8 protein-coding genes are annotated in these 13,292 nt (G+C 72.1%); 1 reads left to right on the top strand and 7 read right to left on the bottom strand.

Going from position 1 to position 13,292, the window contains the following annotated elements; translation table 11 throughout:
- Positions 1-69: 69 nt before the first annotated feature.
- From OCJ37_RS04990 to cysD, 7 genes are all read right to left on the bottom strand, one after another.
- Positions 70-897, bottom strand: coding sequence for a TrmH family RNA methyltransferase (locus OCJ37_RS04990; RefSeq protein ID WP_263112586.1), 828 nt, complete (start codon positions 895-897; stop codon positions 70-72).
- Between the two features lie 429 nt (positions 898-1,326).
- On the bottom strand, positions 1,327-2,841 hold the full coding sequence (locus OCJ37_RS04985; RefSeq protein WP_263112585.1) for an alanine/glycine:cation symporter family protein: 1,515 nt from the start codon (positions 2,839-2,841) through the stop codon (positions 1,327-1,329).
- An 88-nt stretch (positions 2,842-2,929) separates the two neighbouring features.
- A complete protein-coding gene (locus OCJ37_RS04980) occupies positions 2,930-3,487 on the bottom strand; it encodes a GNAT family N-acetyltransferase (RefSeq protein WP_263112584.1) in 558 nt (185 codons plus the stop codon).
- Between the two features lie 259 nt (positions 3,488-3,746).
- A complete protein-coding gene (locus OCJ37_RS04975) occupies positions 3,747-6,872 on the bottom strand; it encodes an efflux RND transporter permease subunit (protein ID WP_263112583.1) in 3,126 nt (1,041 codons plus the stop codon).
- Complete coding sequence (locus tag OCJ37_RS04970) at positions 6,869-7,966, bottom strand: efflux RND transporter periplasmic adaptor subunit (protein ID WP_263112582.1); 1,098 nt, start codon at positions 7,964-7,966, stop codon at positions 6,869-6,871. Before OCJ37_RS04970 ends, OCJ37_RS04975 begins: the two co-directional genes overlap by 4 nt.
- 244 nt (positions 7,967-8,210) lie before the next feature.
- Positions 8,211-10,190 (bottom strand): sulfate adenylyltransferase subunit CysN, encoded by a 1,980-nt coding sequence (cysN, locus tag OCJ37_RS04965; protein ID WP_263112581.1) that lies wholly within the window; start codon positions 10,188-10,190, stop codon positions 8,211-8,213.
- Positions 10,190-11,224, bottom strand: a complete 1,035-nt coding sequence (gene cysD / locus OCJ37_RS04960; RefSeq protein WP_263112580.1) for a sulfate adenylyltransferase subunit CysD — start codon at positions 11,222-11,224, stop codon at positions 10,190-10,192. The genes cysN and cysD overlap by 1 nt, the downstream gene beginning before the upstream one ends.
- A gap of 81 nt (positions 11,225-11,305) precedes the next feature.
- Here cysD and OCJ37_RS04955 point away from each other — a divergent pair, with 81 nt between their 5' ends.
- Entirely contained in the window at positions 11,306-13,177 is a 1,872-nt protein-coding gene (locus OCJ37_RS04955; protein WP_263112579.1) for an assimilatory sulfite reductase (NADPH) flavoprotein subunit, read from the top strand.
- The last annotated feature ends 115 nt before the right edge of the window (positions 13,178-13,292 follow it).

Genomic DNA, 13,292 nt, shown 5'->3' with positions numbered 1-13,292 from the left:
CAACCCGCTCAACCCGCATTTTCACCCGGTTTATTGGCGACGCCCGTGCCAACGCCGGCCAGCGCGGCGCTACCGCTGCGCGACGCGGCTGCGCCAGGCGCCGAGCAGCACCGCGGTGGCGGCGGCGACGTTGAGGCTCTCCACCGCGCCGCTGCCGGGGATCGACAGGCGCAGTTCGCAGGCCTGCGCGAAATCGCGGTCCATGCCCTCGCGCTCGGCGCCCATCACGTACACCAGGCGCGGCGGCAGCGCCGCGGCGAACACGTCCCCGCCGCCGTCCACCAGCGTCGCCGCCAGCGCGAAGCCGGCCGCGCGCAATTGCGCCAGCGCCTGCGGCGCCGGCGGCAGCCGCACCAGCGGCACCGCCTCGGCGCCGCCTTCTGCCACGCGCGCGGCGGCGCCGGACAGCGCCAGCGTCGCCGTGTCCGGCAGCAGGATCGCGGCGGCGCCGAAATGCGCGGCCGAGCGCAGGATCGCGCCGAAATTGTGCGGATTGCCGACGCCGTCCAGCCACAGCGCCAGCGCCGGGCCCGGGGCCAGCGCCTGCAGCCATGCCGCCAGCGGCAAGGCGTCCTCGCGCAGCACGTCGGCGACCACGCCTTCGTGGTGCGCGCTGGACGCGAGCTTGTTCAGATCGGCCTCGTCCACGATCCGGTAGCCGACGCGGTTGGCCGCGCACCACTTGAGCAAGGGCTGCAGCGCCGGGATCCGCGCCTCGGCCAGGTACAGCTTGCGGATCGCCTCGGGCCGGCGCGCATGCACCGCGCGCACCGCGTTGAGCCCGTACAGGCGCAGTTCGCCGCGATTGGCGTCGGCTGCGCGCGGCGCGGCGGCGGCGCGTTCCGGCGCTGCCGGCGGGCGCGGGCCGCGCGGGCTCTTGCCCCAGGGATTGTTCATCGCCGCACGCTCGGCAACATGGCGCCCGGCGCGCCGGCGGCGGCGCTCGGGAAGGAAAGGGCATGGCGCATGGGCAAGGTCTCCTGGACCGCAATGGCAACGCGCCATGGCGGCGCGACCCGGTGATTTTCGCTCATCCTGGCGTAGCCGGTGGAAAACGGCTGCGCGCGCGGCTCAGCGCCGCCGCACGCCCGGTCCGCGCGGTCGGCGGCGGGCAGACCCTGTCGCGATCCCGCTCGAACGCGGTGGCCAGGCCGCGTGCGAACGTCCGCCGGCTTCGCCACACCAGGCACGTGCGCGCCGGCGATACGCTCCTGCGCCCATGCGATGCATCGCGACACGGCGCCGGCACTGCCGCGCCTCGCGCATGCGCGCACCTCGGCGCTGCCGGCCGGACGACGCGGGCGCGACCCCGCGCCCGCGCAGCGCTCACTCTTTCCGCGGCGCCTGCTGCAGGCGCTCATGCCACAGGTCGGCGTTCTTGATGCCCAGCGGCAGCGGATCGAACACCGGATCCAGCCCGGCCTTCTTCTGCCGCTCGTAGTCGCGCAGCGCCAGCAGCGCCGGCTTCTGCAGGATCAGGATGGCGATGATGTTGAGCCAGGCCATCAGGCCCACGCCGATGTCGCCCAGCGACCACGCCAGCTTGGCGTCGTGGAACGCACCGAACACCACCATGCCGAGGATACCCAGCCGCAGCACCAGCACGCTGAGCGGGCGGCGGCGGTTGCCGTTGACGTAGCTGAGGTTGGTCTCGGCCATGTAGTAATAGGCCATGATCGTGGTGAAGGCGAAGAAGAACAGCGCCAGCGCCACGAACCCGGCGCCCCAGCCGGGCAGGATCGCGTCGACCGAGGCCTGCGCGTAGCCGGGGCCTTCCTGCACGCCGCGCAGGCCGGCGAACAGGTGGTCGCCACCGTCCGGCGCGTAGACGTTGTACTTGCCGGTGGCCAGGATCAGGAACGCGGTCGCGGTGCACACCATCATCGTGTCGAAGTAGATCGCGAAGGCCTGCACGTAGCCCTGCTTGGCCGGATGCGAGACCTCGGCCGCGGCCGCGGCGTGCGGGCCGGTGCCCTGCCCGGCCTCGTTGGCGTAGATGCCGCGCTTGACGCCCCATTCCACCGCCAGGCCGAGCAGCGCGCCGAACGCGGCGTGCGCGCCGAACGCGCTGCGGAAGATGATCGAGAACATCTCCGGCACCCGCTCGGCGTTGAGCACCATCACCACCACCGCCATCAGGATGTAGCCCAGCGCCATGAACGGCACCACGATCTCGGCGAAGTTGGCGATGCGCTTGACCCCGCCGAAGATGATCACCGCCAGCAGCAGCGCGACGGCGATGCCGATGCCCAGCTTCAGCGCCTGCACCGCCGGCAGGCCCATCCACTGTCCGTCGAGCGGACCGCACAGCGCGCCGCCGCGGCAGGCGTTGACCACGCTGTCGGCGATCGCGTTGGCCTGCACGCCGGGCATCAGGAAGCCGGTGGCGACGATGGTGGCGATGGCGAACAGCAGCGCGTACCACTTCAGCCCCATCGCCTTTTCGATGTAGTAGGCCGGGCCGCCGCGGTAGCGGCCGTCGGCGTCCTTGACCTTGTAGATCTGCGCCAGGGTCGATTCGATGTACGAGGTGGAGGCGCCGAAGAAGCCCATCACCCACATCCAGAAGATCGCGCCGGGCCCGCCGAAGGCGATGGCGGTGGCCACGCCGGCGATGTTGCCGATGCCGATGCGGCCGGCCATGGACATCGCCAGCGCCTGGAACGAGGACACGCCGGCGTCGGATTTCTGCCCGCCGATGGTCAGCCGCAGCATCTCGACGAAGCCGCGCACCTGCATGAAGCGGGTGCGGATGGTGAAGTACAGGCCGGCCGCCAGGCACATGAAGATCAGCGCCTTGCTCCAGATCAAGCCGTTCAATGCAGTGATGATCGATTCCACGCAATTCCCCGAAGCGCAAGAAGGAGGCCCCGCGACAGGGGACTGGCTCGATTGTGCATGAATCGGCGATGACTGCGAAATGCAGGGCTCACTCCGGCAGGTGCACGCGGCCGAACAGGTGCAGGTCGTGCAGGCGTCCCTGCTTGCGCAGCGCGCTGCGGCGTATGCCTTCGCGCAGAAAACCGTTCTTCTCCAGCACCCGCATCGAGGCGGGATTGCCTTCCAGCACCGTGGCCTCCACGCGCGCCAGCCCGAGCGCGGGAACCGCCCAGTCCAGGTAGGCGGCGACGATCCGCGTCATCCGCCCCTGGCCCCAGTGCCGGCGCCCCAGCCAATAGCCCAGTTCGGCCGCGTGCGCGCGCTCGCCCTGGCCGGGGCGCAGGGCGATGCCGCCGCAGGCCTCGCCATCGATCTCGATCGCCAGCACCGGGTGGCCCAGGTCGACCACGCGCCCGCCCAGGAACGCCTCGCCGTCGGCGCGGGTGTAGGGATGCGGGAAGCGCTCGCTGAGCCCGCGCACCACCTGCGCATCGTCGGCATGGCGCAGCAGCGCATCGAGATCGTCGCCGCGCCAGCGGCGCAGCTGCATGTCGTCGGCGCTCAGGCGCAGGTCGCGCCAGGCGGCGGTGCTGGTGTCATCGGGCATCGGCGGTGCTCGTGCGGATGAGCGGCCGAGCATAACGTCCGCGGCGCGCGCCTGTCCGCCTGCCGCGCCACGGCGGGCGTGCGCCGCACCCGCACAGCGGCGCCAGCGCATGGACCAGGCCGGCCGCCAGTTCGTGCGGCGCCATTTCGCCGGCGCGGTGATCGCCGCGCAGTGCAGCTGCTCCAGGCGCCGTGCCGCGCGCCGCCGCCGCTGGCCTGGCCTCCCCCGGGCGCGCGCCGAAACCGCGCCGGCGCCGCGCTCAGGCGTGGCCGCCCACCGGCGGCGTCTGCGCCTCCAGTTGCTGCAGCCGCTGCTTCACCGCGTCCGGCGAGCGCGTGTACGGCGCCAGCAGTGCATAGAACGCCGGCACCACGAACAGCGACAGCAGCGTGGACACCGACACCCCGAAGATCACCACGATGCCGATGGTGGCGCGGCTGGCCGAGCCCGGGCCGCCGGCGGCCACCAGCGGGATCGCGCCGACCACGGTGGCCAGCGAGGTCATCAGGATCGGCCGCAGCCGCACCGCCGCCGACTCGACGATGGCCGCGCGCACGCTGCGGCCCTCGTCGCGCAACTGGTTGGCGAACTCCACGATCAGGATGCCGTTCTTGGCCGCCAGCCCGACCAGCATGACGATGCCGATCTGGCTGAACAGGTTTAGCGTGCCGCCGCTGAGCGCCAGGCCGATCAGCGCGCCGAGCACGCCCAGCGGCACGGTCAGCATGATCACCAGCGGATGGATGAAGCTCTCGAACTGCGCCGCCAGCACCAGGTACACGATCAGCAGCGCCAGCGCGAAGGTCAGCAGCACCGCGCCGCCGGCCTTCTGGTATTCGCGCGATTCGCCCTTCCAGTCGATCTGCGCATAGTCCGGCAACTCCTGGCGCGCCACCTGCTGCGCCCAGGCGATCGCCTCGCCGAGCGGATAGCCCGGGGCCAGGCCGGCGTTGATGGTGATCGCGCGCAGCCGGTTGAAGCGGTGCAGGTTGCCCGGTTCGGCGACCTCGCGCAGCGTCACCAGGTTGGACAGCGGGATCAGCTGGCCGCCGTCGGCACGCACGCGGATCGCGGCCAGGTCGTCCGGGGTGGCGCGGCCGTCGCGGCTGGCCTGCAGCATCACGTCGTATTCCTCGCCGTTGTCGACGAAGGTGGTGACCTGGCGCGCGCCCATCAGCGTCTCCAGCGCGCGGCCGATCTCGGTGACCGGCACGCCCAGGTCGGCGGCGCGCTGGCGGTCGATCTCCACGCGCATCTGCGGCCGGGTTTCCTTGTAGTCCGAATCGGCGCCGACCAGGCCGGGGTTGTCGCCGATGCGCGCCAGGATGCGGTCGCGCCACTGCGCGATCTCGGCGTAGTCGGGGCCGCCGAGCACGATCTGGAACGGCTGCCCGCGGCCGCTGACTAGGCCGCCGCCGACCTGGGTGCGCGCACGCACGCCCGGCAGCGCGGCCAGTTCCTGCTGCAGCTGCGCGGCGACGTCGGCGGTGGCCACGTCGCGCTGGCCCCAGTCCTGCAGGAACACGCTGACCCGGCCGGTATGCATCTCCTCGCTGGCGCCGAAACTGCCCGGCACGCGCGGGTTGGCGCGCTGGATCGGCTTGTCCTGCCCGCGGTGGCGGTCGAGGATGCGCTCCACCTGGTGCATCTGCCCCACGGTGTAGTCGAAGCCGGCGCCCTCCGGCGCATCGACCATGACTTGGAACGAACCGCGGTCCTCCGCCGGCGCCAGCTCCGAGGGAATGCTCCGCGCCAGCAGCGCGCTGGCCGCGACCGCCGCCAGCATCAGCGCGCCGAACAGCCAGTAGCGGCCGACGTGGCGCTCGAGCGTGCGCCGGTAGCGGTCGCTGATGCCCTGCAGCCGCGCCTCGATCCAGCCGTGCACTCGGTTGGGTTTCTCCTTGGCGTGCGCCTTGAGCAGCTTGGACGACATCATCGGCGTCAGCGTCAGCGCGACGAAGGCGGAGATCGCCACCGCCGCGGCCAACGCCACCGCCAGCTCGCGGAACAGGCGCCCGGTGTTGCCCTCCAGGAAGCCCACCGGCAGGAACACCGCCACCAGCACCGCGGTGGTGGCGATCACCGCGAACGCCACCTGCGCGGTGCCGCGGCGCGCGGCGACCAGCGCCGGCTCGCCCAGGTCCACGCGGCGCTGGATGTTCTCCACCACCACGATCGCATCGTCCACCACCAGGCCGATGCACAGCACCAGCGCGAGCAGGGTCAGCAGGTTGATCGAGAAGCCGAACGCGTACAGCGCGATGAACGCGGCGATCAGGCACACCGGCACCGTCACCGCCGGGATCAGCGCGGCGCGCACGCTGCCCAGGAACAGCCAGATCACCACCAGCACCAGCACCACCGCCTCGATCAGGGTGTGGTACACGCGCTCCACCGAGGCGTCGATGAACACGGTGGTGTCGAAGGCGACGAAGATGTTGGTGCCCTTGGGCAGGGTCTGCTGGATCTGCTGCGCGGCCGCGCGCGCGGCGCGGGCCACGTCCAGGCTGTTGGCGGTGGAAGTCTTGACGATGCCCAGGCCGACGTTGGGCACGCCGTTGCTGCGGAAGTAGGCGCGGCGCTCGGCCGAGGCCAGCTCCACCTTGGCCACGTCGCCCAGCCGCACCACGTAGCCGTCGCTGCCCTTGCGCAGCGGGATCGCGGCGAAGTCCGCCGGCGCGCGGTAGCCGCGCTCCACGCGCAGGGTGAAGTCGCGGTCGGCCGATTCCAGCCGCCCGGCCGGCAGCTCCACGTTCTCGCGCGCCAGCGCCGCTTCCACGTCGGCCACGGTGAGCCCGCGCGCGGCCAGCTGGTCGCGCTCCAGCCAGATCCGCATCGCGTAGCGCTGGCGCCCGCCCAGACGCACCTGGGCCACGCCGTCGATGCTGGACAGGCGGTCGACCACGTAGCGCTCGGCGTAGTCGGACAGCTGCAGCGCGTCCATCGTGCTGGAGCTCATGTTGAGCCACAGGATGGCGTCGGCGTCGGCCTCGACCTTGGCGATCTCCGGCGGGTCGGCCTCGTCGGGCATGCGGTCCAGCACCCGGCTGACCGCGTCGCGCACGTCGTTGGCGGCCGCCTCGATGTCGCGGCTGGCGCGGAACTCGATGCTGATGTCGGCCACGCCGTTGGAGCTGCGCGCCTCGATCGTCTCGATGCCTTCGATGCCGGCCAGCGCGTCCTCCAGCACCTGGGTGATGCGGCTTTCCACCACCGCCGCCGACGCGCCGGGATAGCGCACCTCGACCGAGACGATCGGCGGATCGATCGCCGGCAGTTCGCGCAGGGTCAGCCGGCTGTACGCCATCACCCCCAGCACCACCAGCAGCAGGCTCATCACCGCGGCGAACACCGGCCGCGTGATCGAGACGTCGGACAGCTTCATCGGGCGCTGTCCGCCGCGCCGTTCGCGCCGCCGGCGCCGGCCGCCGCGGCGGCGGCGGCGGTGTCGACCACCGCCACGCCCGGGCGCAGCTTGCCGGTGCCGTCGACGACGATGCGCTGGCCGGCGGCCAGCCCATCCAGGATCTCGACCAGGCCGCTGCGGCGCACGCCGGTGCGCACGTCGGCGCGCTCGACCTTGCCGCCGGCGCCGACCCGGTACACGAACGCTTCGCGGCCCACCTGCACCACCGCGATCTCCGGGATCACCAGCGCCTGCCGCTGCGGCCGGTACAGGCGCACGTCCATCAGCATGCCCGGGCGCAGCGCGCGGTCGGCGTTGTCGAAATCGGCGCGCACGGTGATCGCGCGGGTGGCGCTGTCCACGCGCGCATCGACGGTGCTGACCGCGCCGTCGAAGCTGCGCCCCGGATAGGCCACGCTGGCGCCGCTGACCTTGTCGCCGACCGCCACCGAGGCCATCGCCGCCTCCGGCACCTGGAAGTCCACGTAGACCCGCGCCACGTCGTCGAGCGTGGCGATCGTCGCATCCGGGGTCAGCAGCGCGCCGGGGCTGATCTGGCGCAGGCCGAGCACGCCGGCGAACGGCGCGCGCACGCTGCGGTCGCCGATGTCCGCGCGCATCTGCAGCACCCGCGCCTCGGCCGCATCGCGCAGCGCGCGCTGGGTGTCCAGCTGCGCCTTGGACACCAGCTGCCGCCCGACCAGCTCGCTCTGCCGCCGGTACAGCTGCTCGGCCTCGGTGAAGGTGGCCTCGGCCTCGCGCAGCGCGGCCTGCTGGCCCTGCCCGCGCAGCGTCACCAGCGGGGTGCCGGCGGCCACCTCCTGGCCGCTGTCGAAATGCACCCGCTCCACGATCTCGCTGACCTTGGCGGTCAGCGTCACCGACTCGCGCGCCTTGACCGTGCCCAGCGACGACAGGCTGTCGCTCCACGGCCGCACCGCCACCGTCTGCAGCGTCACCGGGATCGCCGCGGCGGACGGCGCCGGCGCCGGCGGCTTGCCGCAGCCGGTCAGCGCGATGGACAGCGAGACGAGGCACGCCAGGCGGACGCCGGCGCGTGGTCGGTGCGGCATGGGCATCCCGGGCACATGAGGTTCAGTCCAGTTTAACGGGGCCACGTGACGATCGTTGCTACGCGCCGGGCATGACCAACGACCCTTGCAGGCAGCGCCACGCGCCGCCGGCGGCGGCCATCGCGGGCCGCAATGCGGAATGCGCCCGACGCCGCGGCCCAGGCGCCGCGGGCATCGCGGCGGCGGGTGGAATACGGGTAGGCCAGGATGACCGCCAGCGCCCAGACCGTGCCCTGGCCGGGCTTCAGTCGCGCGCGTCGAGCCAAGCCAGCACCCGCGCCGCCAGCGCCTCGGCGTTGTCGCCGTCGGCCTGCAGGTGCAGCTCCGGCTGCGCCGGCGGCTCGTACGGCGAATCGATGCCGGTGAAGTTCGGGATCTGCCCGGCGCGGGCCTTGGCGTACAGCCCCTTCACGTCGCGCGCTTCGGCCACGTGCAGCGGCACGTCGACGAACACTTCGACGAACTCGCCGTCCTCGAAACGCGAGCGCGCCATCGCCCGCTCGGCGCGGAACGGGGAGATGAAGCTGACCAGCACGATCAGCCCGGCATCGGCCATCAGCCTGGCCACCTCGGCGACGCGGCGGATGTTCTCCACCCGGTCCTCGTCGGTGAAGCCCAGATCGCGGTTGAGGCCGTGGCGCACGTTGTCGCCGTCGAGCAGGAAGGTGTGCCGGCCCTGCGCGTGCAGCCGCTTCTCCACCAGGTTGGCGATGGTCGACTTGCCGGCGCCGGACAGCCCGGTGAACCACAGCACCTTCGGCGCCTGGCCCTTGATCCGCGCGCGCGCCGCCTTGTCCACGTCCAGGTGCTGCCAGTGCACGTTGCCGGCGCGGCGCAGCGCGAAGTCCAGCGTGCCGGCGGCGACGGTGGCGTTGCTCTGCCGGTCGATCAGGATGAACCCGCCGAGCGCGCGGTTGCGCGCGTACGGCTCGAACGCGACCGGCTCGTCCAGCGCCAGGTTGCAGTAGCCGACCTCGTTGAGTTCCAGGCGCTTGGCCGCCAGCCGCTCCTGCGTGTTCACGTCGATGCGGTGCTTGATCTCGCTGACGCTGGCCGACACGGTGCGGGTGCCGAGCTTCAGCCAGTACGGGCGCCCCGGCAGCAGCGCGGCATCGTCCATCCACAGCACGTGCGCGGCGAACTGGTCGGCCACCTCCGGCGGGTCGCCGGCGGCGGCGATGACGTCGCCGCGGCTGATGTCGATCTCGTCGGCCAGGGTCAGCGTCACCGCCTGCCCGGCCACCGCCAGTTCCACGTCGCCGTTGCCGTCGAGCACCCGCGCCACCGTGGAGCGGCGCGCCGACGGCAGCACCACCACCGCATCGCCCGGGCGCACCTGGCCGGCCGCGAGCGTGCCGGCGAAGCCGCGGAACTGCTGGTGGGGGCGGTTGACCCACTGCACCGGCAGGCGCAGGCCGCTGTCGGCGTCGCGCGCGGCCAGGTCCAGGCCCTCCAGATGTTCGAGCAGCGCCGGGCCGGCGTACCACGGCGTGCGCGCGGAGCGCTGCGACAGGTTGTCGCCGTCCAGCGCCGACAACGGGATGCACTGCACCTGGGCGATGCCCAGCTGCGCGGCCAGCGCCTGGTAGCTGTCCGCGATCGCGTCGAAGGTGGCCTGGTCGAAGCCGATCAGGTCCATCTTGTTCACCGCCAGCACCACGTGGCGGATGCCGAGCAGGGAGACGATGTAGCTGTGGCGGCGGGTCTGGGTCAGCAGGCCCTTGCGCGCATCGACCAGCACCACCGCCACGTCGGCGGTGGAGGCGCCGGTGGCCATGTTGCGGGTGTACTGCTCGTGGCCGGGGCAGTCGGCGACGATGAACTTGCGCCGGTCGGTATCGAAGTAGCGGTAGGCCACGTCGATGGTGATGCCCTGTTCGCGCTCGGCGGCCAGGCCGTCGAGCAGCAGCGCGTAATCGATCTCGCCGCCGCGGGTGCCGTGGCGCTTGCTGTCGGCGCTGAGCGCGGCCAGCTGGTCGTCGAACAGGCGCTTGCTGTCGTACAGCAGCCGCCCGATCAGCGTGCTCTTGCCGTCGTCGACGCTGCCGCAGGTGATGAAGCGCAGCAGCGGTTTCTGTTCGTGCTGCTGCAGGTAGGCGGCGATGGAGCCGGGATTGGGGATTGGGGATTGGGGATTCGCAAATGCGGCCCCGTCCCCTTTCGCGTCCGTCGTGGGCAACGGCTCTTGCGAATCCCCAATCCCCAATCGCGAATCCCGGCCCATCAGAAATACCCCTCCAGCTTCTTCTTCTCCATCGATGCGCCCGGGTCCTGGTCGATCACCCGCCCCTGCCGTTCCGACGTGGTGGTCAGCAGCATTTCGGCGATGATCTTCTCCAGCGTATCGGCCTGCGATTCGACCGCCCCGGTCAGCGGATAGCAGCCCAGGGTGCGAAAGCGCACCTGGCGCAGTTGCGGCACTTCGCCGGCGCGCAGCGGCAGCCGCGCGTCGTCGACCAGGATCAGCGCGCCGTCGCGCTCCACCACCGGCCGCTCGGCGGCGAAGTACAACGGCACCACCGGAATCGACTCGCGGTAGATGTACAGCCAGATGTCCAGCTCGGTCCAGTTGGACAGCGGGAACACGCGCACGCTCTCGCCGGCGTGGACGCGGGCGTTGTACAGGTTCCACAGTTCCGGGCGCTGGTTCTTCGGGTCCCAGCGGTGCTTGTCGTTGCGGAACGAGAACACCCGCTCCTTGGCCCGCGCCTTCTCCTCGTCGCGGCGCGCGCCGCCGATCGCCGCGTCGAACCGGCCCTGGTCCAGCGCCTGCTTCAGGCCCTGGGTCTTCATCACGTCGGTATGCACGGTGGCGCCGTGGGTGAACGGGCCGATGTCCTGGGCGATGCCGTCGGGGTTGATGTGCACGCGCAGGTCCACGCCGGTCTCGGCGGCGCGGCGGTCGCGGAAGGCGATCATCTCGCGGAACTTCCAGCGCGTGTCCACGTGCAGCAGCGGGATCGGCGGCGGCGCCGGCGCGAACGCCTTCAGCAGCAGGTGCAGCAGCACCGAGCTGTCCTTGCCGACCGAATACAGCAGCACCGGATTGCGGAACTCGGCGGCCACCTCGCGCAGGATGTGGATGCTTTCGGCCTCGAGCCGGTCGAGGTGGGACAGGGCGGAAGAACGCATCGGGGACAACGCGGGACTCGATTGGGGAAGGACCGTGCCGAGGGTAGCAGCGGTCGCGGCGCCTGGGGCGACCGGGGCCGGCAGTGTGTGGCGCGCCCGGCGGGCGCAGAAATAAGCGCCGGGCATAAGCCGATAACCCCTGCTCCTTTCTGCCTCGCGCAACGAATCCCTAACATCGGTCATCCCTTCCTCCCACCCGGACCGGTCATGACCGCCGCCTCGCCCGCGTTGCCGCCCAGCCCCTTGCCCGACGAGCGCAAGGCCCTGCTGGCGCGGACGGTGGAGGGGCTGGACGCGGCCAGCCTGTGGTGGCTGTCCGGCTATGCCGCCGGCCTGGCCCAGGGCCAGGGCCATGCGCCGCCGTCGCTGGCGGTGCTGCCCGGTGGCGCCGCGGCCAGCCAGGGCGCGCAGCGGCTGAGCGTGGTCTACGGCAGCCAGACCGGCAACGCCCGCCGCGCCGCCGAACAGCTGGCCGCCGAGGCCGAGGCTGCCGGGCTGACGGTGCGCGTGCTGCGCGCCGACGCCTACCCGACCCGCGAACTGGCCAGCGAACGCCTGCTGTACGTGGTCATCAGCACCCAGGGCGAAGGCGATCCGCCGGACGACGCGATCGGCCTGGTCGAATTCCTGCAGGGCCGTCGCGCGCCCAAGCTGCCCGAGCTGAAGTACGCGGTGCTGGGCCTGGGCGATTCCAGCTACGCCGACTTCTGCGGCATCGGCAAGCGCATCGACGCGCGCCTGGCCGAGCTCGGCGCGCAGCGGGTGCTGCCGCTGGGCGAGGCCGACCTGGACATCGACACCGTGGCGGCGCCGTGGCGCACTCAGGCGCTGGCGCAGGCGCGCGAGCTGCTGAAGAGCCCGGCCGCGCCGTCGGCCACGGTGACCCCGCTGCGCGGCGCCGCCAGCGCCAGCTGGAGCCACGCGCGCCCGTTCGCCGCCGAGGTGCTGGCCAACCAGCGCATCAGCGGCCGCGACTTCAAGGGCCCGCGCTACGCCGCGCATGGCGCCGCCGACAAGGACGTGCGCCACCTGGAGCTGTCGCTGGCCGGCAGCGGCCTGCACTACGAGCCCGGCGACGCGCTGGGCATCCGCCACCGCAATCCGCCGGCGCTGGTCGAGGCCGTGTTGACGGCGACGCGACTGGACGGTCATGCGGACGTCACCGTCGGTGCGGACACTCTTCCCCTGCACGAGTGGCTCGCCGCGCATCGCGAACTGACCCGGGCATCGCGGCCGTTCCTGGCCGCGGTCGCCCGCCGCTCAGCCGCCCCGGCGCTGGAGCAGCTGCTCGACCCTACCCAGACCGCCGGTCTGGCGGCGTTGCTGGCCGATCACCAGGTGATCGACGTGCTGCGACGCTGGCCGGCGGATTGGGACCACAGCGCCCTGCTGGACGCGCTGCGGCCCCTGGCCCCGCGCCTGTACTCGATCGCTTCCAGCCGCAAGCGGGTCGGCGACGAAGTCCACCTCACCGTCGACGTGCTGGCCTACCAGGCGCACGGCCACCTGCACGGTGGCGCCGCCAGCGGCCACCTGGCCGCACTGGCCGAAGGCGACAGCGCCGCGGTCTACATCGAACCCAACGAACGCTTCCGGGTGCCGGCCGATGCCAGCCGCGACATCCTGATGATCGGCCCCGGCACCGGCGTGGCGCCGTTCCGCGGCTTCGTGCAGGAACGCGCCGAGAGCGGCGCCAGCGGCCGCAACTGGCTGTTCTTCGGCGCCCGCCACTTCAACCAGGACTTCCTGTACCAGGCCGAGTGGCAGCAGGCGCTGCGCAGCGGCGAACTGCAGCGCCTGGACCTGGCGTTCTCGCGCGACGTGCAGCCGCTGCGCGGCAACGACCTCCCCCCCAAGGTCTACGTGCAGCAGCGCCTGCGCGAGCAGGGCCGCGACGTCTACGACTGGCTGCGCAACGGCGCGCACCTGTACGTGTGCGGCGCGATCGGCATGGGCAAGGACGTGCACGCCACGCTGCAGCAGATCGTGGCCGAGCACGGCGCGCTTCCTGCCGAGGACGCGGCGGCGTATCTCGCTTCGCTGCAGCGGGAGGGGCGGTATGCGCGCGATGTCTATTGAGGCCGGGAGGGGGGATTCGGGAGTGTGGATTCGCAAGAGCGGGTTCGCTCGGCCTGCGTGTTGTCGAGCCGCCGTCATCGTTCCTGCTTTGCCAATCCCGAATCACGACTGCCGA

The organism is Xanthomonas sp. AM6 (assembly GCF_025665335.1).
Taxonomy (GTDB): Bacteria; Pseudomonadota; Gammaproteobacteria; order Xanthomonadales; family Xanthomonadaceae; genus Xanthomonas_A.
Note: the sequence above shows the minus strand (reverse complement) of the source record. Positions and strands in the feature narration are given on the sequence as shown.

Coding starts and splice junctions, on each gene's coding strand:
- OCJ37_RS04990 (WP_263112586.1), bottom strand. CDS start 897: ATGAACAATCCCTGGGGCAAGAGCCCGCGCGGCCCGCGCCCGCCGGCA.
- OCJ37_RS04980 (WP_263112584.1), bottom strand. CDS start 3,487: ATGCCCGATGACACCAGCACCGCCGCCTGGCGCGACCTGCGCCTGAGC.
- OCJ37_RS04975 (WP_263112583.1), bottom strand. CDS start 6,872: ATGAAGCTGTCCGACGTCTCGATCACGCGGCCGGTGTTCGCCGCGGTG.
- OCJ37_RS04970 (WP_263112582.1), bottom strand. CDS start 7,966: ATGCCGCACCGACCACGCGCCGGCGTCCGCCTGGCGTGCCTCGTCTCG.
- cysN (WP_263112581.1), bottom strand. CDS start 10,190: ATGGGCCGGGATTCGCGATTGGGGATTGGGGATTCGCAAGAGCCGTTG.
- cysD (WP_263112580.1), bottom strand. CDS start 11,224: ATGCCCGGCGCTTATTTCTGCGCCCGCCGGGCGCGCCACACACTGCCG.
- OCJ37_RS04955 (WP_263112579.1), top strand. CDS start 11,306: ATGACCGCCGCCTCGCCCGCGTTGCCGCCCAGCCCCTTGCCCGACGAG.